Source organism: Amycolatopsis sp. NPDC102522 (genome assembly GCF_055584485.1).
The window spans coordinates 269,626-289,970 of record NZ_JBVJLY010000004.1; the positions used below are offsets into that span (position 1 = coordinate 269,626).

General features: G+C 69.5%; 15 protein-coding genes and 2 tRNA genes. 9 read left to right on the forward strand and 8 right to left on the reverse strand.

What is annotated here, in order from left to right:
- Positions 1 to 170: 170 nt before the first annotated feature.
- From ACZ6YV_RS14060 to ACZ6YV_RS14075, 4 genes are all read right to left on the reverse strand, one after another.
- Complete coding sequence (locus ACZ6YV_RS14060; protein ID WP_465509945.1) at positions 171 to 1,415, reverse strand: PucR family transcriptional regulator; 1,245 nt, start codon at positions 1,413 to 1,415, stop codon at positions 171 to 173.
- Positions 1,416 to 1,447: 32 nt separating this feature from the next.
- Positions 1,448 to 2,638: a PucR-like N-terminal domain-containing protein gene (locus ACZ6YV_RS14065; protein ID WP_465510189.1), complete on the reverse strand. Its 1,191-nt coding sequence runs from the start codon at positions 2,636 to 2,638 to the stop codon at positions 1,448 to 1,450.
- A 342-nt stretch (positions 2,639 to 2,980) separates the two neighbouring features.
- Positions 2,981 to 3,970 (reverse strand): alpha/beta fold hydrolase, encoded by a 990-nt coding sequence (locus ACZ6YV_RS14070; protein ID WP_465509946.1) that lies wholly within the window; start codon positions 3,968 to 3,970, stop codon positions 2,981 to 2,983.
- A 342-nt stretch (positions 3,971 to 4,312) separates the two neighbouring features.
- Entirely contained in the window at positions 4,313 to 5,533 is a 1,221-nt protein-coding gene (locus ACZ6YV_RS14075; protein WP_465509947.1) for a PucR-like N-terminal domain-containing protein, read from the reverse strand.
- A gap of 314 nt (positions 5,534 to 5,847) precedes the next feature.
- Here ACZ6YV_RS14075 and ACZ6YV_RS14080 point away from each other — a divergent pair, with 314 nt between their 5' ends.
- Positions 5,848 to 7,044: a PucR-like N-terminal domain-containing protein gene (locus ACZ6YV_RS14080; RefSeq protein WP_465509948.1), complete on the forward strand. Its 1,197-nt coding sequence runs from the start codon at positions 5,848 to 5,850 to the stop codon at positions 7,042 to 7,044.
- Here the strand turns inward: ACZ6YV_RS14080 and ACZ6YV_RS14085 are convergent.
- The 3 genes from ACZ6YV_RS14085 to ACZ6YV_RS14095 form a co-directional block, all read right to left on the reverse strand.
- On the reverse strand, positions 6,984 to 7,535 hold the full coding sequence (locus ACZ6YV_RS14085; RefSeq protein WP_465509949.1) for a GtrA family protein: 552 nt from the start codon (positions 7,533 to 7,535) through the stop codon (positions 6,984 to 6,986). The genes ACZ6YV_RS14080 and ACZ6YV_RS14085 overlap by 61 nt on opposite strands.
- Before the next feature lie 7 nt (positions 7,536 to 7,542).
- A complete protein-coding gene (locus tag ACZ6YV_RS14090; protein ID WP_465509950.1) occupies positions 7,543 to 8,757 on the reverse strand; it encodes a lipase family protein in 1,215 nt (404 codons plus the stop codon).
- Between the two features lie 472 nt (positions 8,758 to 9,229).
- Complete coding sequence (locus ACZ6YV_RS14095; protein WP_465509951.1) at positions 9,230 to 9,802, reverse strand: hypothetical protein; 573 nt, start codon at positions 9,800 to 9,802, stop codon at positions 9,230 to 9,232.
- A 487-nt stretch (positions 9,803 to 10,289) separates the two neighbouring features.
- Here ACZ6YV_RS14095 and ACZ6YV_RS14100 point away from each other — a divergent pair, with 487 nt between their 5' ends.
- From ACZ6YV_RS14100 to ACZ6YV_RS14130, 7 genes are all read left to right on the forward strand, one after another.
- Positions 10,290 to 11,528: a DUF6801 domain-containing protein gene (locus ACZ6YV_RS14100; protein WP_465509952.1), complete on the forward strand. Its 1,239-nt coding sequence runs from the start codon at positions 10,290 to 10,292 to the stop codon at positions 11,526 to 11,528.
- Between the two features lie 73 nt (positions 11,529 to 11,601).
- Positions 11,602 to 12,717 carry a DUF6801 domain-containing protein gene (locus ACZ6YV_RS14105; RefSeq protein ID WP_465509953.1) on the forward strand — a complete coding sequence of 372 codons (1,116 nt, stop codon included), beginning with the start codon at positions 11,602 to 11,604 and terminating at the stop codon, positions 12,715 to 12,717.
- Positions 12,718 to 12,873: 156 nt separating this feature from the next.
- A complete protein-coding gene (locus ACZ6YV_RS14110; protein WP_465509954.1) occupies positions 12,874 to 15,120 on the forward strand; it encodes a heavy metal translocating P-type ATPase in 2,247 nt (748 codons plus the stop codon).
- A gap of 48 nt (positions 15,121 to 15,168) precedes the next feature.
- Positions 15,169 to 17,052: a serine/threonine-protein kinase gene (locus ACZ6YV_RS14115; protein WP_465509955.1), complete on the forward strand. Its 1,884-nt coding sequence runs from the start codon at positions 15,169 to 15,171 to the stop codon at positions 17,050 to 17,052.
- A 9-nt stretch (positions 17,053 to 17,061) separates the two neighbouring features.
- Positions 17,062 to 18,909, forward strand: coding sequence for a serine/threonine-protein kinase (locus ACZ6YV_RS14120; RefSeq protein ID WP_465509956.1), 1,848 nt, complete (start codon positions 17,062 to 17,064; stop codon positions 18,907 to 18,909).
- A 90-nt stretch (positions 18,910 to 18,999) separates the two neighbouring features.
- Positions 19,000 to 19,074, forward strand: a tRNA-Val gene (locus ACZ6YV_RS14125).
- Between the two features lie 35 nt (positions 19,075 to 19,109).
- Positions 19,110 to 19,181, forward strand: a tRNA-Val gene (locus tag ACZ6YV_RS14130).
- Between the two features lie 67 nt (positions 19,182 to 19,248).
- Here ACZ6YV_RS14130 and ACZ6YV_RS14135 read toward each other — a convergent pair.
- Positions 19,249 to 19,833: a TetR/AcrR family transcriptional regulator gene (locus ACZ6YV_RS14135; RefSeq protein ID WP_465509957.1), complete on the reverse strand. Its 585-nt coding sequence runs from the start codon at positions 19,831 to 19,833 to the stop codon at positions 19,249 to 19,251.
- A 118-nt stretch (positions 19,834 to 19,951) separates the two neighbouring features.
- Here ACZ6YV_RS14135 and ACZ6YV_RS14140 point away from each other — a divergent pair, with 118 nt between their 5' ends.
- Entirely contained in the window at positions 19,952 to 20,344 is a 393-nt protein-coding gene (locus ACZ6YV_RS14140; protein WP_465509958.1) for a VOC family protein, read from the forward strand.
- The last annotated feature ends 1 nt before the right edge of the window (position 20,345 follow it).

The window sequence follows — 20,345 nt, forward strand, 5'->3', positions numbered from 1 at the left end:
GGCACCGAACGCGCGTGATTGAAGGCGGATCTCGCGTGATTGGAGGCGGAACTCGCGTGATTGGAGGCGGAACACCGAGTTCGGCGTCCAGACACGTGAGTTCCGCCTTCAATCACGCGAGTTCGCCGTCTGATCACGCGAGTCACGTCGGTGATCACGCGAGTTCGCCGTCAGGAGGGGGCGGCCCGCAGGGCCAGGATCATCTCGAACCGCCGCTCGGGATCCCGCAGCCCGTCCGAGAACAGCGCCTCCAGCTCCTGAGCGCGAGAACGCACAGTCTGCGGATGGACCGCTAGCCGTTCCGCCACCTCGCGGACGTTCCCGCAGGTCTCCAGCCACGCCAGCAGCGTCCCGGCCAGTCGCGAGTGCTGCTTCCCGGTCAGCCCGGCCAGCGGACCGAGCCGCTCCCGGCCCAGTTCGGCCGCCAGGAACGGTTCCTTGAGCAGCCACAGGCGCGAAAGATGGTCGACGCACCACGTGACGGGCTCGTCGGCGAGCGCGCCGGAATCGACGAGCCGCAGGGCCTCTCGTGCCGCCCGCAGGGAACGTGCCGCGAAAGCGGGCGGGACGGCGGGGCCGATCGCGGCCCGGCAGCCCGCCAGTTCTTCGGCGAACTGCTCCCGTTCCTCCGGTCGCGGAGCGGGGAGCAGCAGACAGGGGGACGGGCTTTCGAAGTCGGCCAGCGCGGTCGGAGAGGCCGCCGGAGCCTCGTCCGACGGCCTGTCGAGAGCGACTGCGACGAGCAAGTCCGGTAGCTGCCAGCGCGCCAGTTCGGCGGCGTGTTTGACGACCTCGGGCGGCGACGGAGGCTCGGCGAGCAGGAGCTCCATCAGCCGGTGACGCCGTCGCTCCAGCGCGCCGGCGGCCTTTTCACGCGCTTCCGCGTGCCCCTCGACGGACAACGCCGACAGCTCGTCGATGTAGGCGAAGATCGCCTCCGCGAGCAGGCACAGCGTCGCCGAGGGCACGCCCGCGCGGCGTCCGGCCTCGGCCACCCGGCGCCAGGTCACCCTGGCGCCGACCCGGTACGCCGCCTGCAGGACATCGACGTTGCGGCCCTGGTGGAACTCCTGGACACCCAGGCTCAGGAACACGGTCCGGCGGTCTTCCGACGGCGCTTCCGGGTTCCCGATCCGCTCCACGAACTGCAGGAACGCCATCTGGACACCAGTCTTGAGCGCTTTCCCGAACGCGCCGTTCAACGGCCGCGCGTAGTCGGGGATGGTCCGCTGGATCTCGCGGACCACCTCCCCGGCCACGTCGGCCAGCACCGGCCGGAACACGGTCGCCAGCTCTCTCGGCAGCAGCGCCCAGAGCTGGACGGGACGCCCGCTCGCCCCGCCCGGCCGAGCGGGCGTGAGGAGTGGGCCGTACGTCGCCTCGACCCCGCTGCGGCCATCCTGCGGTCGGGTCACCTCGTCACCTCGTTGTGAGTGGGAAACGCTGGTCAGTCCTCGGCGAGCAGGGCCTCCGCACGCAGGGCGATCTCCATGTCGAGCCGGTCGTCGGCGTTGTTCAGCCGGTCGCCGAAGAGATCGATGAGCTGGTGCATGCGGTACCGGACGGTCTGCGGGTGGACCTTGAGCTTCTTCGCGATCTCCGGAGCGCTGCCCCTCGACTGCAGCCAGATCAGCAGCGTCTCCCCGAGCCGCGCCCGCTGTTTGGGGGTGAGGTCTTCGAACGGGGCGAGGCTGCGTGTGCACAGCTCACGGACCAGGAACTCGTCGGCGAGCAGCCACAGGGTGGACAGGTGATCGCTGTACCGCGTGACCCGGCTGTCCGGCAGGATCCCGCGCTGGACCAGCCGCAGCGTGCGGCGCGCCCACAGCAGGGAGCGCGGCGCCTCGGTGAGCCGCACGGCGGGGCCGATCACCGCACGCCAGCCGGGAAGCCGTTCGGCGAGGTCCTTCAGGTGCTTGTCGGGGTCTCCGGTGACCAGGCAGGGCTTGGGACCCTCGAAGTCGACCAGGACGTCGGCGTCCAGGTCGGCGCTGTCGGGGTCCGACGGGCCGAGCCGCCGCTCCAGCGCGACGACCGTGACCTCGGCGGGCAGCGCCCACTGGGCGTTGGCGGCGTGGGACGCGATCGACTGCGGTGAGGACGGCGGATCGGAGAGCATCAGTTCGAGCAGCCTGCGCCTGCGTCTCGCCCTTGTGCCCGCGGCCCGTTCCTGCGCGGCCGTGTAGCCCTCGATGGACAGTGCGGAAATCTCGTCCACGTAAGCGAAGATCGCCTCGGCCGCGGTGCACAGGAGATCGGCGTCCGCTCCGATCGCCTGCCCGAACTCCGAAACGTGCCGCCACGCGACGCGACCGCCGACGCGGTAGGCCGTCTGCAGGCAGTCGAGACTGCGGCCCTCATTGAACTCGACCTTCCCGAGGTTGCGGAACACCGCGGACCACTTGTCGAGCGGGGCTGTCCCCTGACCGACGGTATCGAGGCAGTGCAGGATCGCCTGCCGGATACCCTGCGTGATGATCTGTCCGAACGCGCCTTCCAGTGGCTGCGCGTACTCGGGGACGGCTCGTTGTACCTCCTGAAGGATGGCTCGTGCCAAGGGGTCGGCCCGCGGCCGGAACCGCTCGCCCAGGTCTCTGGGCAGTGACGCCCACAGTCCATTCGCGCCGGTGCTGCGCACAGGTCGGTTCTCCACTGGGGTTCTCGGTGCCGGTGTGAAGGCGCGCGGTCGCTGGACCGGACCCGGTGGCTGGCGGTGCGGGGTGGCGGGATGGCGCACGTCAGGGTCAGGCCGTGCGGTCCGCAGATCGTGCCGCGAGAACCCGGTATCCAAGTCGGTCATAGTTTTTTTATCCTTGCTGGCAACAAAATCAGCCTCTTCGACGATGAAGCCGATCCAGATTTTGTGGCTCACGCAACATAAAATCCGGCCGAGAGGACTGTCAACGGCTGGCGGGGCCTTGATCGGCCACCTGTATGGACTACACCCGAACGGGTGGTCCGATCCGGTGGCGAGTGACACTTAGGCAGGCCTCAGATGGCGCTCGGGTGACAACTTTTCCGGGGCCTTCTCGAGCGCCTCCGCCGCCTCGCCGGCGCGGATGAGCACCTCGACGACCTCGTCCAGGCTCAACCTGGCGGGCTCGGTCTCGGCGAGGAAGCGTTCGAGCTCGCCGCCGAACCGGGCCGGGTCGGCCACATGTGGAAAGTGTTTCGCATTTTCGAACACCGTCAAGCGGCTGTCCGGCAGCAGTTCGGCCGTCTTCCGGCCGTGCGCGACCGGGATGAGCGGGTCGTGCGCGCCCCAGACGACGAGCGTCGGCACCTCCCTGGCGAGGTAGAGCTTGTCCACAGCGCTCGCCCGCTGGCCCCGGAGGTCGATCAGGCTGCGCGCGATGAACAGGAACGCCCGCCGCCTGCCCGAGTCGGCCAGTGACGAAAGGTGCCGGGTCAGCTCCCGGGTCTCGGGGGAGAGCGTCCCGCCGAGGGAGCGGCCTGCCGCGGCGAGCCCGCGGGCGATCGCGACGGTGACCGGGTTGACCGCGAGGGAGAGTGTCACGGCGGCGCCCGGCAGCGCCGTCGCGCGCAGTACCGGGGTCACCTGCGGGCCGAGTCCGGCGCTGCCCACGAGCACCAGCCGGGCGCACATCTCGGGGAACTGGTAGGCGAACTGCATCGCGATCCCGCCGCCGAGGGAGTGCCCGGCGATGGTCGCGTGCCGGTTGCCGGTGAGCGCGAGGACGTCGCGGACCACGCTGGCCATCGCGCCGAGGCCGTAGTCGGCCCGGGGTGCTCCCGACTCGCCGTGGCCGGGAAGATCGGGGACGAGGACGCGGCGTCCGAACCCGGTCCGCTCGAAGTGGTCCAGCAATGGGGCCCAGGTCTCGCCGCTGCCCGAGATCCCGTGCAGCAGCACGAGCGGCTCACCCGCGACGTCCTTTGTGGACGGACGGTATTCCCGTAGCCGGATTTCCCGCCCGTGCAGGGTCAGTGTGCGCGCTTCGAGGGCCATGTCCCGCCTTTCGGTTGTCAGGCGTCAAAATAACGTGGAGAACGCCGGGTTCGTCAGCGTGTCGCCGGACACGTCCGTCAATTACGGCTCCGGGTGACAAGAATTCCGGGGCGGACCCCGATTCGGATGCTAAAGCCGCGAAGGCCGGGCAATTCCGCATCGACATTTTCCCACCGTCCCGGTATTCAGGAAAGCGTCGGTAAACACCTGTCACCAAGGGGAGGAAAGCGATGGCCTGCCGGGCGGACTTCCACGTCGACCAGCCGAGGGCGAAGCGCACCCGGCGCGGTCTTCGCTGGGTGCTTCCCACCGTACGGCCACCGGAGCGACGGGTCCGGCGCGTCAGTTCCCTGGCGTCTCTTCGTCGCGGCGGTGGGCGCGCATAAGCCGCTGCGCGCGCAGCGCGAGCTGCATGCCCAGCCGGTCGTCGGCGTCCCTGAGGCGGTCGCCGAACAGTTCTTCCAGCTGCCGGAGGCGGTTTCGCACGGTCTGGGGGTGCACTCCCAGCCGTTGCGCGATCTCGGGTGCTCCACCGCGGGTTTCCAGCCAGGCCAGCAGGGTTTCGCTGAGCCTCTCCTGTTGTTTCTCGCTCAGCGAGGTGAACGGGTCGAGGCTTCGCTTGGCCATCTCGGCACCGAGGAAGTCCTCGGCAAGCAGCCACAGCGTGGCGAGGTGGTCCTGGCACCAGATGATCGGGCCGGGTGCGTCCTCGCTGGTCAGCAGCAATGCGCGGCGGGCGGTGCGGAGGGCGGCCGGGGCGTCGGTGAGCGGCACGACGGGGGAGACGGCCACGCGCCAGCCGTCCAGCGCGCCCTTCAGTGGCGCGAGATCGGCATCGGGATCCGCGGTGAGCAGGTACGGCTCGGCGGTGTCGAGGTCGGCCAGCACGGTGTCGTCCAGGAGATGGGCGGGGAAACCGGGCGCTCCCGGAGCGCGCTGGAGGGCGACCATGGCGGCGGTCCCCGGGACCCGCCAACCGGCGCCGTCGGCCAGGCTGGCGATACTGCAGGCGGACCCTTCCGGCGCCTGAGCGATCAGTTCGAGCAGGCGCCGGCGCCGGAGCGGGATCGCGCCCGCCGCCTTGGCCTCCGCCTCCTGGTACCCCTCGATCGCCGTGGCGCACAGTTCGTCGACGTAGACGAAGACGGACTCCGCCGCGTGCGCGATCACGCCGGGTCCGACGCCGAGCCCACGCACGATGGGCCGCATCGCCCGCCACGCCGTCCGCGCGCCGATGGTCGCGCTGTCGTGCAACGGTTCCAGGCTCCGGCCCTCGGTGAACTCGATCCGGCCGCGCATGCGGTAGAAGTCGATCCAGCGGTCGTGGAGCACGTTCGGATCTCCGATGCAGTCGACGTAGTGCCGCACGGCCCGCTCGCAGGAGACGACCAGGACGCGGCCGAAGACCCCGCGCAACGGCTGCGAGTACGCGCCGACCGACCGCTGCACCTGCTTGATCATGGCGGCCGCGGCGTGCCCGGTATACGGACGCAGTTCTTCGCCGAGCGAACGCGGCAGCGTCGCCAGCATGCCGAAACTGCGGTACTGGACCACGAAGACCACCTTTGATTTTCTTCGAAGCGGAGACGGGAAACATGAATCCCTTTGCACAACCGCGTCGGATCGACGGAACGGGTGCGGGAGTGTTTCTACTCGATCGGCCGACGGTGCGTACCGCGAATGTGACGTTGAATTGGCGACGGAAAGTCGCGATACTCGGCGCCGGCGACACGGACGGGCGTTTCGGCGTGGCGGCTTTTGACACGGATGTGGCACCGGTTCTACGCTCCGTGCATTCGAGTGCGCCGGTGGCGCGCGGACGAAAGGGAATGGGTGCCCGTAATCGTCGGCCTACTTCACAGCGGGAGAACGCACACGTGAGCTGGCAGCCCGTCGGCGTGTTGTGGGCACGCCTGCCGAGGGAACTCGGCGACGCCGTCCGGCCGCGGATCCCGGTGATCGCCCGGCACTGCGTCGAAGGTGTGGTGTCCGAAATCGCCGAATGTGCCGACGTGTTCGGCGACGGCGAGGCCCGTGCCGCGGCCGTCGAGCTGACCAGGCGCAGCATCGAACGCGCCATCGACAGGGTCGGCGTCCCCGAACTATTGCAGAACGATCTGCTGGCGGACTTCCGCGCGCAGGGCCGGACGGCGTTCCACCAAGGACTCAGCCGCGAGGCCGCGCAGGCCGCGTTCCGGGTCTCGAGCCGGGTGCTGTGGCGTTCGATCGCCGCGGCGGGGCGTCAGCTCCAGCTGTCGGGCGACGTCCTCTACGGCGCGGCGGAGTGCCTGTTCGGTGACGTCGTCGAGGTGACGATGGCACTGACCGACGGATACAACGCCGCGCAGGCCGAGTCGACGGGCCCGGCGGAACAGCGGGCCCGGTTGTTCCGGCTGCTGGCAGGCGGCGCCGGGTACACCCAGGCCGACGCCGGCGCGCTCGCCGTCGCCATCGGCTGGCGGATCCCGCAGCGCATCACCGCCGTCGTCTTCACCGCGGAGCCAGGCGCGCCCGCGTTCCCGTCGGGACTGCTGCCCGCGGCGGTGCCCGCGGATCTCGTCTCCGACGCGCCAGGGGCGCTGGTGGCCTGTCCCGAAGCCGACCTCGACGGCCTGCGGGAGCTGCCTTCCGGCTGGTCGGCGACGGTCGGGGTGGCCGTCCCGACGGAGCAGGCCGCCGAGTCGTTCCGGATCGCGCGCCGCGCGTCCGAGCTGGCCCGGCGCGGGATGATCACCACGGTCGGGCCGGTGCTGTGGTGCGAGGAGCACCTCACCACGCTGCTGTTGCTCGCCGACGAGTTCCTGCTGGACCAGCTGGCCGGAGAGGCGCTGGAACCGTTGTCCGGGCTGGCGCCGCGGCAGCACGACGAGCTGTCGGCGACCCTGCTCACGCAGGTGCAGACGCGGGGGAGCGCGCCCGAGATCGCCCGGCACCTCGCCGTGCACCCACAGACGGTGCGGGCTCGCCTGCGGCGGCTCACGGAGTTGTTCGGCGAACGGCTGGACGATCCGGATCAGCGGCTGCGGATCGAGCTGGCGCTGCGTGCGGAACGGCTGCGCCCCGCGGACGTCTGACGGGCTCCGGCGACGGGGAACACCCAGCGCCGGTAGCCCCACCAGCGGAACGCCGAACCGGCCGCGGTGCCCAGCAGTATCCCGCTGACGAAGTCGGCGATCTCCTGTGCCAGGAAGCTGACCTCGGGGACTTCGAGCCGCAGGACGTAGCGCGAGATCAGCGGTGGGCACAGGTTGATCGTCACGGCGATCGCGTTGACGGCGAAGAAGAGTGTCGCCTCGTGGAGACGGCGCCTGCCGCCGCGCGTGTGGAACGCCCAGCGCCGGGAAAGCAGGTACGAGAAGGCTGTCGCCACGACTGTCGCGATGGCCAGCGCCGTGACCGGTTTCTCCTGCAGGACAGTGAGTTTCAGCCCGTAGTTGGTCCCGAGGGTGAGGCCGAACGCGGCGAGGCCGACGGTGGCGAACCGGAGCAGCTCACGCCGCTTCCCGGTCCGCGCACCGCCGGATGCCGCTTCGTCCACAAAGGACTCGGGGGCGGTTCTGAGCACCGCGGGCTCAGCAGTTCGACGTCGCCGGGACGCCCGCGACCCGGTCCTTGAGGAAGGCCAGGACGTCGGCGTTGCCGGTGTAGACCGCCGTGATGTGGTCCGTGTCGAAGGTCTTCCAGGTGGTCTTGACCCCGGCGGCGCAGTAGGCCTTGTGCAGCGCGTCGGCCTGGGCGAACTGCACGAGCTGGTCCTGGGTGGCGTGGTAGAGGAACACCGGGACCTTGGGGGGTGTACCGCCGAGCTTGTTCTCGTTGAGCCGCTTCACCCATTCCGGCCGCACATAGCCGGCGCTGGTCGTGTAGTCGGCGATCTTCTGGTTCGCGTAGGTGGTGAGCAGTTCGAACGTGCACGCGCTCTTCCGCATCTCCGCCAGCTTCACGCGGCCGTTGTCGCTGAGGAAGGAGTCCAGCTTCAGCTCGGGGTAGGCGTTGTCCAGGCCGACGAGGGCGTAGGCGAAGACGCCGAAACCCGCTTTCCCGTCGAGTTGCAGGGTGACCTGGACGAGGTCGGCGGGTACACCGCCGGCGGCGACGCCGACGAGATTCAGCTCCGGCGCGTAGGTGGGCTGCAGTTCACCGGCCCAGGCGGCGGCCCCGCCACCCTGGGAGTAGCCGCGGAAGGCCACCTTGGCGTCGGCGGACAGTTTCGCTTCCGGCAGGCGTTGCGCGGCGCGGACCGCGTCGATCACCGCGGGGCCTTCCGAACGCCCGACCACGTACGTCGTCTTCGGATCCTGCAGGTAGCCCTCGTAGTCGGTGAGCGCGACGGCGAATCCGGCGTCGAGCGCGTCGTCGAGGCCGGACTGCTCGTAGAACGCGCCGATGTCGATCATCTTCGACGGCGTGCAGTCGAACGCCGGGCCATGCGTGCCCGCCGCGAACGAGACGATGGGCGCCTTCGCCGGATCGGCGTTCTTCGGCACCAGCACGGTCCCGGTCACCGCGTCCGGCCGCCCGAGGGCGTCGGTCGACAGGTACATCACCTGCCAGGCGTTGACGGAATCCTTACGCGGCCCGGCTTTCGAGACACGGGAGCGGATGATGTCGCCCGGCTTGCCCGCCGGGAGCGGGGACGGCGGGGTGTAGAACGAGTCGTCGGAAGCCGCCTGGGTGGCGGAGTTCGCCGGGCTTCCGCTCAGCGCGGTCAGCAGACCGGCGGACAGGACGACGGCCACCGCCGCGGCGAGCAGCCGGCGGGACGGTCGGGGGAACGAGATCGGCACGGCCGGGCCTCCAGAGAGCGGGATGGGATGACGTACCCCGAGGGGACGGTCGAGGAAGGTGTGCGTGGTCGGCGGCGGTGAGACGGTGCTCAGGTGAGTCGTGAGTGGCGTTTCGGGTTATTTGGGCGTAGGGCAAAGGTGTCGTGTGGCGGGTGTCCCTGGTGCGGCGTTGGGGAGGCTCACTGTCGGTGCCCGACACTGGTCGTGATCCTGTCGGGTGAGGTGGTGACCTGGGTGGCGTGACACCGCACTCGCGTGTTCAGGCACGGATTTCGTGTGTTTGGAGACGTGACTCGCGTGATCGGACGCCGCACACGCGAGTCACGTGCCCAATCACGCGAGTCACGTGCCTGATCACGCGAGTCACGCCTTCACCCACCGCCGGCCCGCCCACGACCACGCCACGTTTGCCTTACCCCTCAATAGAACCGTCCGTACCATTCACGACGCTTCGCCTCACTGCTGTCGGCAATCAGGCGTTGCCGCCGTAGACCTGACGGCAGGTCGTGGATTCGGCGAACGCGAGGTTCAGTTCCGGGTTGGCGCGCAGGGGCTTGATCGGGCCTTCCGGCTCGCTCAGCCCGCTCATCGTGCTGTCGGCGTCGGCGACCACCTTCTGCAGGCTCGCCTGGTCGGTGACCTTCGAGTCCTGCATCTTCGTCAGGGTGGCGGACACCTTCGACTTGGTCTCGCCGAGCGTGGTGGTGGCCTTGTCCACAGCGGACTGTCCATCCGGGACGGGCGGCACGCCTGCGTTCCGGATCCCGCCGGCCATGTCGTCGAGTGCGGCGGTGAGCGAATTCAGGAAGCCCACCATGGCGGTCTTCGTCCCCTGGGGGTTGGCGGGGTCGAAGGCAGGCGGCTGGGACAGCTTCGCCGAGCCTGTCGCGACACCGGAGCACACCTTGTCCACCCAGGCGAGCGCGGCCGGGTCGGCGTGCCGTCCGGTGTCGGCGGGCTTGTCGGACCCGCAGGCGCCCAGCAGGACCGCGGCGGCGGTCGCGGAGACGGTGGCGAACGCGATTCGCGCTGCCGTGCGGCGCATTCTTTTCATGGTTTCCCCGTCGAATTCGGCGAAAGAAGGCCGGCCGTGGCACGAGGAGCGGAATTTCGCGGTGGTCGGCGGTGACCGGCTTGCTGAACCGCGAGGTTACTCACGAAAGATTCCGGCAGGCAAGGCGGGCGCGGGCCGGAAAAAGGCGATTGGCATGCGCGAGATAGTTTCGCGCACGGCGATTGTCACCTGCGTCAGCGGTTCCGCTGAGGGTCTCAAGTGGCTCTGTGCTGGGGAAACCCATGTGCCGCTACTAGGAACAGGGTGGACGTACCGCGCCAGGGTGACAATTTACCGGGACCACGTCAACTTTTCCGGGTAAGCACTTGATAGCGGTACGGACGCGTCGTTAGTTTACTGTTCGGTTGCGATCCGTCAGACATCGTCGCTACCCGGAGAATTCTCTCGAGCCGATATTCATTGCTCTGGGGAATCGTACGCCGTTTCGTATCATCGTTGATACCACGGAAGGACGATAGTGAGTCACCGTAGAGGAACCAAGAAGGCGGTCGCCGCCGCCGCTGCCGGTGCCGTGGGGCTTGCCACCGCGGTACTCGTGGTCGGGGCACAGAACAGTGTCGCCGATCCGATTTCGCTCTCGCTCAACTACCACTGCAACCTCCCGCTCGTGGGGTCGCAGTCGCTGAAGGTGGTGATCAACACCGATCTTCCGCTGTCGGTCAAGACCGGTCAGCCGACCGGGACGTTCGACATCAAGGCCATCTCCACGATCAACGCGGACACGGTCAGCGGGCTCAACCTGATCGGTGCGACCACGCTGGAAGGCCAGGCCATCGCGGCGGCGACCGTGGCGGCACCGGGGCTCAACCTCCCGGTCAAGGTCCCCAACGACATCGCCAAGCAGAACATCCCCACCTCGGGCGAGATGACGGTCAACGCGGCGGGCAAGACCCCCTCGCTGACCTTCAACCAGCCCGGCGAGGCGAAGATCACCGTGGGTGACCTGCAGCTGAAGGTCACTCCGCGCAAGGCCGACGGTTCGGTCACCGGCATCACGCCGGACGGCACGATCGACGCGCCGTGCACGCAGGATCCGGGCCAGAGCAACACCCTGGCCACGATCAAGATCGGTGACGGCGGGGGCGGCACCACCACGCCGACCACACCCACCACCCCGACCACGCCGACGACCCCCACGACCCCGACCACGCCGACGACTCCGACCACGCCCACCACCACCCCCGGTGGCGGCGGGATCAAGTACTCGTTCGGCATCAAGGGTCAGACCGCGCTGAAGTCGCTCGGCAGCACCGCGGCGATCAACGGTGGCTTCGACGCGGACGTCGACCTGGCGTCCAAGACGTTCACCGGCGACCTGAAGCTCGACCCGTCGTCCACCCAGTTCAAGCTGTTCGGGTTCGTCGACGGTCGTTCGGAGATCAAGGTCGAACAGGTCGGCAAGCAGACCGGTGAGCTCGTCGGCACCGGTTTCAAGGCGCACATCAAGTTCAACGTGCTCCTGCCGAGCGTGCAGGTCTTCGGGATCCCGATCAGCAGTGACCCGAAGTGCGGCACGGTCAGCCCGTCCACCAGCGAGATGACCACCGGTCCGGACTTCGACCTGCTCAAGGGCGGGAAGCTGTCGGGTACCTACTCGCTGTCGGCGCTGCAGAACTGCGGTCAGCTGAACGATTTCATCAGTGCGTTCGCCAAGAGCGACGGCAACACGCTCGATCTGAACCTCACCAAGAAGTAGTCGGCAAGCCGGTCCCCGTCGCAAGCTCGCGGCGGGGACCGGTGCCGTTTCAGTGCCGACCAGGAAGGCGACCATGCCCCTTCGCATCAACGTCCGGATGCTGCTCGCGGCGGGCCTCATCGTCCTGCTCACCGCCGGCAGCCTGCTGTTCGTCGCCGTCCGCAGCGCGGCGGCGGGGACCCCCGTGGACAAGAAACTGTCGTTCACCTGCCCGTTTCCCCTGATCGGGTTGCAGAAACTCGACGTGAACATCAAGGCCGACTTCGCGGTCCCGACCGCGCCCGGTGGCACGCTCAGCACCTCCGGGCTGACGATCACGGTGACCGTGCCGGACAAGGCGGCGCGCGGGCTCAACCTCGTCGGCGCCAGCACCATCGAAGGCACCGCGGCGGCGGGCGTGACGCTGGTCAACGGTGACGCGAAGCCCTTCCCTGTGCGCATCCCGCTGGACGTCGCCAAAACCGATCTTCCGCCGTCCGGCCCGTTCAGCACGGTGGCCAAGGGCGCCGTGCCGACGGTGACGCTGGCGAAGCCGGGCAAGACCACCCTGACCGTCGGCGATTTCACCACGCGGCTGACCCCGAAAAAGGCCGACGGCTCGTTCACGGGAATCGGCTCGTTCACCTCGGACTGCACGCTCGACCCCGGTCAAGACGCGGTCCTGCTCTCCTTCGACCTCGGTGACAAGCCGGCGGGACACCGGTACGCCGTCGCCGGGAAGACCGGCGTCAAGGCGCTCGGTGCCACCGCGCCGCTGACCGGCGCTTTCGACCTGAGCCCCACCGCGGCCACGGTGTTCAGCGGCGGCCCGGTGTTCGACAAGGCGCACGCCGAGTTCCGGCTGTTCGGCTTCGTGCCGGGCGCGGCCGATCTGGAGTTCGTCGCCGACGGACCGCAGGGCGGTGACCTCGCCGGGACGGGTTTCGTCGCGCGGCCCCGGTTCACCACCGTCCTCCCGCTTGTCACGCTCGTCGGCATGCCCGTCAGCAGCGGGCCGGGCTGCAAGACCTCGGCCCCGTCGACGGCGGAACTGCGCACCGGCGACGGCTTCACGATGGCTTCCGGCGGCGCGCTCACCGGCACCTACGCGCTGGCACCGTTGACCGGCTGTGGCGCGTTCACGCCGTATCTGAGCACTTTCGTGCAGGGCGACGGCAACACCTTCGATCTCACCCTGACGCCACGCTAGTGCTCCGACTCGTGTGACACCTGTTCTCACCACCGAAGCAGTAGTCGGGCCGCCGAAGGGTTCGGTTCCCGGCGGCGGTAATCTGCCTCGCGACACCACTCGGGACACCTGTTCCACCACCAAGGAACCACTGGTGAATCCTGGGAGTGCCACGAAATGACGATTTCCGCGCCGGAGGCCGCCGTCCGCACGGTGGAACTGACCGTGTCGGGGATGACCTGCGCCGCTTGTTCGGCGCGGGTGGAACGCACACTGAACAAACTGGACGGTGTCCGCGCGTCGGTGAACTACGCGACCGAGCGCGCCACCGTGCAGGTGCCCGAAGCGCTGGCCGACGACGTGCTCATCGAGCGGGTCCGCAAATCCGGCTACACGGCGGAGATCCGCGGGGAAGAGGATCCGGACACCGGTTTCGAGCGGGTCCGCGATCTCCGCCGGCGACTGGTGGTCGCCGCTCTGCTGGCGATCCCGCTGGGGAACCTCTCGATCACCCTCGCCCTGGTGCCGCGGCTGCGGTTCCCCGGCTGGGAGCTGCTGTGCCTGGTCTTGGCCGTGCCGGTGGTGTTCTGGTCGGCGCTGCCGTTCCACCGGGCCACGCTGCGGAATCTCCGCCACCGTTCGTCCAGTATGGACACGCTGGTATCGCTGGGAGTGCTCTCGTCCTTCGCGTGGTCGGCGTGGTCCGCCATCGCGGGCGGCGCCGAACCCGGGTACTGGATCGGCTTCGGTCCGACTGCGGCCGGAGCGGACGCGATCTACCTCGACGTCGCCGCCGGGGTGACCACCTTCCTGCTGGCGGGCCGGTACTTCGAAAGCCGGTCCCGGCGCGGCGCCGCTGGACTCCTGGCGGCGCTGGACGCCTTGGCCGCCAAGGACGTCCGGGTGCTGCGGGACGGAACCGAGCGGATGGTCCCGATCGGTGAGCTCGCCGTCGGCGACCTGTTCGTGGTGAAGCCGGGGGAGTCGATCGCCGCGGACGGGGTCGTCGACAGTGGACTGTCCACTGTGGATGTCAGCGCGGTGACCGGCGAGCCGGTGCCCTCGGAAGCCGGTGCGGGCGACCGGGTCATCGGTGCTTCGGTGAACCGCGACGGCAGGCTGGTCGTCCGCGCGACCGCGGTCGGCGCGCATACGCAGCTGGCCCAGATGACCGCGCTGGCGGAACGCGCGCAGGCCCGCAAGGCCGCCGTGCAACGGCTGGTCGACCGGATCTGCGCGGTGTTCGTCCCCGCCGTCCTCGGGGTGGCCGTGCTGACGCTCGTGGTGTGGCTGCTCGGCGGCGCGCCCGTTCGTGACGGTTTCGCGGCGGCTGTCGCCGTCCTCATCATCGCCTGTCCGTGCGCGCTCGGGCTGGCGACGCCGACAGCGCTGATGGCCGGGGTCGGCCGCGGCGCTCAGCTGGGCATCCTCATCAAGGGACCCGACGCGCTCGAGGCGAGCCGCACGGTGGACACCGTGGTGCTGGACAAGACCGGCACCGTGACCACTGGGAAGATGACGGTGACCGGGTGCCGCCCCGCCTACGGATTCGTCGCCGCGGAGGTGCTGCGCTTCGCCGGGGCCGTCGAGGCCGGTTCCGAACACGCGATCGCGGCCGCCGTCGTGACCGCGGCCCGCGCCGAACTCCCGGAGCTGCCGCCGGTCGAGGACTTCGCCGCGCTGCCGGGACTCGGCGCGCGCGGCAGGGTCGACGACCACGAGGTCCTCGTCGGGAACATCCGCCTGCTGACCGGGCAGCAGGTCGCCGTCCCCGCCGACGTCGTGGACGCGCTGGCGGAGGCCGAGCACGAGGGCGCGACGGTGATCCTGGCCGCGATCGACGGCCGGGTCGCCGGGCACCTGGTGATCCGGGACGTCGTGAAGCCGTCGGCACGGGCCGCCGTCGACGCCCTGCACGCGCTCGGACTGCGGACCGTGCTGCTGACCGGTGACAACGGGGCCGCCGCCCGGGCTGTCGCGGACGAGATCGGCGTCTCCGACGTGCGCGCGGGCGTCCTTCCCGCGGAGAAAGCCCAGGTCATCGAGGAACTGCGGGCCGGGGGAGCGCGGGTCGCGATGGTCGGCGACGGGATCAACGACGGTCCGGCGCTGGCCACCGCGGATCTCGGCATGGCGATGGCCCAGGGCAGCGACATCGCGCTGCGCTCGGCCGACATCGTGCTGGTCCGCGAAGACCTGCGCGTGGTCCCCGACGCCATCCGGCTCGCCGATCGCACCCTGCGGATCATCCGGGGGAACCTGGCCTGGGCGTTCGGCTACAACGTCGCCGCGATCCCGCTGGCCGCGTTCGGCCTGCTGAACCCGTTGATCGCCGGGGCCGCGATGTCGCTGTCCTCCGTGCTCGTCGTGTCCAACAGCCTCCGCCTGAAGGACTTCGGCCGGTCGGACCGACGCACTGGGTGACACTTCCGGGTGGTTTTGTACCATCGGCCCCGGACAAGGGGGCCTTTCGTGAAGCCGTTGAACACCGGCGAACCCACCGGCGTGGGGCGCTACCGGGTGTTCGCCGCGCTCGGCGAGGGCGGGATGGGCCGCGTGCTGCTCGGGATCTCGTCCGACGGGCGCCTGGTCGCGATCAAGCAGGTCCACCCGGGTTTCGCGCACGACCCCGGCTTCCGCGAGCGGTTCCGCCGCGAGGTCGAGACGTCACGCCTGGTGTCCGGCGCCTACACCGCGCCGGTCATGGACGCCGATCCGAACGCGCCGACACCGTGGTTGGCCTCGGTGTTCGTGCCGGGACCGGCGCTGTCCGAGGCGGTCTCGGCGGGCGGGCCACTGCCTCCGATGGCGGTCTGGCATCTCGCCGCGGGACTCGCGCTGGCGCTGGGCGACATCCACCGCGCCGGGCTGATCCACCGGGACCTGAAGCCGAGCAACGTCATCCTCGCCGGTGACGGCCCCCGCGTGATCGACTTCGGGATCGCCCGAGCCGTCGAAGGCGACTCCGAACTCACGCACACCGGCGCTGTGATCGGTTCGCCCGGGTTCATGTCGCCGGAGCAGGCCGAGGGCAAGCCGCTGACCCCGGCGAGCGACATGTTCTCGTTCGGCGCGCTGCTGGTGATGGCAGCGACCGGGTCGAACCCCTTCACCGGGACGTCCACTCCGCACACTCTCTACAACGTCGTGCACGTCCAGCCCGACCTGCGGCAGCTGGCACCGGAACTCCGGCAGATCGTCGAGCCCTGCCTGGCGAAGAACCCGGCGGAGCGGCCGTCCCCGGCCTGGGTGCTGGAGCGGCTGGGCCCGATCCCGCCGATGACCAGTCCGTGGCCGCCGGTGGTCTCGCACCTCATCGAGGCGCAGCAGGCCGAGGTCGGGCGGCTGTTGAACCCGCCTCCGCCGAAGCGATCCCGTCGTGGCCTGTACGCGGGACTCGCCGCGGCCGCCGTGGTGCTGCTCGTCGGCGGCGTCGTCGCCGCTGTGTCGCTGACCGGGGACGACCCGCCTCCGGCTGTCGCCGCGCCGAGCGCGCCGGCGGTACCGGACGTGCCGGTGACCACCCCGGTCAACCCGGATCCGCTCGGCCCGGACAGCCTGCGCAAGGTCGACCTGTGCAAGGTGCTCGAAGGGCGTGACGTGCCCGGCTTCGGCAAGCTGAGCACGGAGATCGACATGCATTTCGATTCGTGCACGTACTCCTCACCTGCGGGCAAGTGGCTGGAGCTGGAGGTCGGTGGCGACCTGGTCGAAGGTGAAGCGGGAGGTGAGCTGGAAGGGCTTCCGCTGCGGATCAAGGGCTCCGGCGACTCGTGCGCGGTCGCCGTCCCGGTCACCGGCCTGCCGACTACGAAACTCAGCGCCGACGTGAACTCGATGTCCACAAAGGACGAGGCGTGCTCGGTGGTGAAGGCGGCGCTCGCCGACGCCGTCAAGCGGATCCGGGCCGGTGGCCACGATCGCGAGCTCACGGCGGGCACGCTGGCCCCATTGGACCCATGCGCGCTGGTCGGCCCCGCGACCGCGGACCGGCTGATCGGCCCGGTCGTCGAAACGATCCGCGAACATCTGCATCAATGCCGGTACGACGCGGCGGGCAGTGTCCGGCTGAGTCTCGTGCGGGCCTACCCGCCGGTCCAGTCGAAGGACTCGTACTACACGGGGACGGCCACCCTGGAACTCGGCGGGGCCAAGGTGTACCTGGCGAAGAAGGACGACGGCGTCGCCCGCTCCAGCTGCTCCCTGACCTGGCAGCACCGGTCCGTCAGCGACCGCGACGGGGAGAACGTCGAGCTGACCATCGGCACCAGTGGTACGAAGATGACCGCCGACGAAGCCTGCGAGAAGGCGAAGGGCTTCGCTGGGGAACTGCTGCAGAAACTTCCGAAACCCTAGGGCTGATCAGTGAAACCGTTGAACCCCGGCGAACCCCGGCAGATCGGCCCGTACCGGATCATCGCCGAAATCGGTGAAGGCGGCATGGGCCGGGTCGTGCTCGGCCTGGCCCCGGACGGCAGGCTCGTCGCGGTCAAGCAGCTGCACGCCCAGTTCGCCCACGACCCGCGCTTCCGCGAGCGGTTCCGCCGCGAGGTCGCCACCTCGCGGCTGGTCTCCGGCGCCTACACCGCGGCGGTCATGGACGCCGACGCGGAAGCGGAAACCCCGTGGCTCGCCTCGGTCTTCGTCACCGGACCGTCCCTGAAGGAGGCGGTGGACGGTGCCGGCCCCCTGCCCGTCGAGTCGGTGCGCCTGCTGGCGTCCGGGCTCGCCGCCGCGTTGACCGAGATCCACCGTGCCGGGCTGATCCACCGGGATCTCAAGCCCAGCAACATCATCCTGACGAGTGACGGACCCAGGGTGATCGACTTCGGCATCGCGCGGGTGGCGGAGGAGGCGCAGGAACTCACCGGGACGGGCGCGATCATCGGTTCGCCCGCGTTCATGTCCCCCGAACAGGCGGGCAGCGGGCAGGTCACCGGCGCGAGTGACGTGTTCTCCCTCGGCGCGATCCTGGTCATGGCGGCGACCGGCCGCGGCCCGTTCACCGGGCCGACCGCACCCCAGACGCTGTATAACGTCGTGCACGCCGCCGCGGACTTGAGCGGCGTCCCGGACGAGATCCGGCGGCTCGCCGAACCCTGCCTGGCCAAGGACCCCGCGCGGAGGCCGACCCCGGAACAGATCCTGGACTTCCTCGGCCCGGTGCCGCCGGGCGTGGCGCCCTGGCCACCCGCCGTGCACGCCCGGATCCAGCGGCAGGACGCCGAGGTGCGCTCGGTACTGGCCCTGCCGCTGCCGATCTGGCGGCCGCCGCCCAAGAAGATGGCGCCGCGGACGAAGAAGATCCTGTTCGGTTCGCTCGCCGCCGTCGTCCTGCTCGTGGTCTCCGGGATCGTCGCGCTCGGCCTCTCCATCGCCGACTACGCCAAACCCGAAAGCCCGGGAACGACGTCGCTGGCGGCGACCGAGGCGCTCAGCCCGGAACGCCTGCGCCTGGTGGACCCGTGCAAGGTGCTCGCCGGCCGGTTCGTGCCGGAGTTCGGCACCCTGAAGGCGGACGTGGACTCGAGCTACTACCCGGCCCGCTGTAAATACACCGGCCTCAAGGGTGTCACCTTCGAACTCCGGCTCGGCGAAGGCGTGACCGCCAGCAGTCTCGAACGGACCGACCGCACCGCCGAAGGACTTCCGTTGCTGCGCAGCACGATCAGCGGCGGATGCGACTCGGTCGCCCAGTTGCCGGCGGACCGGCGGCTCGGCGTCGTCGTCTCCCACCCCGGCAAGAAGGGCGATCCCTGCAAGGCCGCCGACGACATGCTGACCGCCGCCCTCACCCGGCTGCGCACGCACGAGGTCGACCGCCCCGGCGAGCCGGTCAGCATCCTCCCGCTCGACCCGTGCACGGTCGGCGATCCGGCTGTGCTCACCAAGAACATGCCCAACACGCAGCCCGCGCCGCGGACGTTGCGGATCTGCGAGTGGGTGGGCGGCGGGGACACGCTGACCGTCGAGTTGCGGCGGGGCGCATACGTGCCCGAGGGTTCGCCTGTCGACCTCGGGAGCGGCATCACCGGCGACGTCCGGGAGTTCGGCGGCTCGAACTGCGCCGTGACCTGGCAGCACCGCGCGCTCTCGGATCGCGAGGCCGAACACGTCGCCGTCCGGTTGCTCGCGCGTGAGGGAAGCGGAAGCCCCTGCGACCGGGCGAAGGAGATCGCCGGCTCGATCGCCTCGCGGCTGCCGAAACCCTGAGCCGCCTGGGCTTCCGCGGGGAAGGGGAACCCCTGTGCGAGCCCGGAACAGGGTCCGCTAAGCTATCGCCAGTACGAACAACACCATAACGCGCGTTTAGCTCAGCGGGAGAGCGCTTCCCTGACACGGAAGAGGTCACTGGTTCAATCCCAGTATCGCGCACCAGGTTCACTTCCCCAGTGAGCCGTGGTTCGTACAGCGGGCGATTAGCTCAGGGGGAGAGCGCTTCGTTCACACCGAAGAGGTCACTGGTTCGATCCCAGTATCGCCCACCGCAGTAAAGGCCCCATCCGGCAAGCGTGGGGCTTTTTCGCGTTTTGCCACCGACTTGCCGGACCCTTAGCGCAACGCCTCGATCATCGGTGTGAGCGTGTCCATGGTCGCGGCGAGGTCGGCTTGGGGGTCGGGGGAGTGGGCCAGCCAGACGGCGGCCTCGTTCATCGCGCCGGAAAGCAGGCGTACCAACGGTTCGACTGGGCGCTTCGTCAGAACGCCCTCGGTCATCAGTCCGGTCAGTGCTTCGGCGAGGTGCCGGGCGGAGGACTCGGCGTCGAGTTCGCGCCAGTCCTGCCAGCCGACCACGGCCGGACCGTCCAGCAGCATGACCTGCTGGGTTTCCGGATCGGTCGCCGCGGCGAGGAAAGCACGGCATCCCGCCAGCAGTCCTGTCCATGAGTCGGGCGCGGCGTCCGCGGCCCGCGCGATCTGCTCCCCGACGCCGTGCTGCACGACGCCGAGTACGTGCCGGAACAGTTCCGCCTTGCTGCTGAAGTGGTGGTAGAGCGCGCCTTTGCTCACGCCCGCGGTCTGCGCGATGGTCTCCAGCCCGACCTTGCCGTACCCGTGTTCGGCGAACAGCCGCCGGGCGGTGGCTGTCAGGGCCTCCATCGTCTCCTCGCGCTGCTGCTGCTTCGTGCGGCTCATGTCCGGAATCTTGACATACCGACCGTCGGTTGGCTAACTTCGAAGAAACAAACCGACGGTCGGTATTGTTCGCGAGACAAGGGGCATCATGCGTCTGACCAGCTTCTATCCTGTTCTCATGACCGAGAAGATCGCCGAGACGCGGGACTTCTACCGCGGCCACTTCGGCTTCGAGCTCACGTTCGAGGCCGACTGGTACGTCAGCCTCAAACGCGACGAGTGGGAGCTCGCGATCCTCGCCCCCGGGCACGAAACCATTCCCGCCGGGTTCGGAAAACCCGTGCAAGGGCTGTTGCTGAACTTCGAGGTCGAAGATGTCGACGCCGAGCACCAGCGGCTCGTCGAAGAGGCGGGTCTGCCCGAGGCGCTTTCCTTGCGCAGCGAGGAATTCGGGCAGCGGCACTTCATCGTCGCGGACCCCAACGGCGTGCTGATCGACGTGATCCAGGAGATCCCGCCGACGGGGGAGTACGCCGGGCAGTTCACCGAGGAGGCCCGCCTGAGCTCGTGAA

What these genes read in the sequence shown, in the direction of transcription:
- ACZ6YV_RS14070 (WP_465509946.1), bottom strand. Translation starts at nt 3,970, where the DNA reads ATGGCCCTCGAAGCGCGCACACTGACCCTGCACGGGCGGGAAATCCGG.
- ACZ6YV_RS14095 (WP_465509951.1), bottom strand. Translation starts at nt 9,802, where the DNA reads ATGCGCCGCACGGCAGCGCGAATCGCGTTCGCCACCGTCTCCGCGACC.
- ACZ6YV_RS14105 (WP_465509953.1), top strand. Translation starts at nt 11,602, where the DNA reads ATGCCCCTTCGCATCAACGTCCGGATGCTGCTCGCGGCGGGCCTCATC.
- ACZ6YV_RS14110 (WP_465509954.1), top strand. Translation starts at nt 12,874, where the DNA reads ATGACGATTTCCGCGCCGGAGGCCGCCGTCCGCACGGTGGAACTGACC.
- ACZ6YV_RS14135 (WP_465509957.1), bottom strand. Translation starts at nt 19,833, where the DNA reads ATGAGCCGCACGAAGCAGCAGCAGCGCGAGGAGACGATGGAGGCCCTG.
- ACZ6YV_RS14140 (WP_465509958.1), top strand. Translation starts at nt 19,952, where the DNA reads ATGACCGAGAAGATCGCCGAGACGCGGGACTTCTACCGCGGCCACTTC.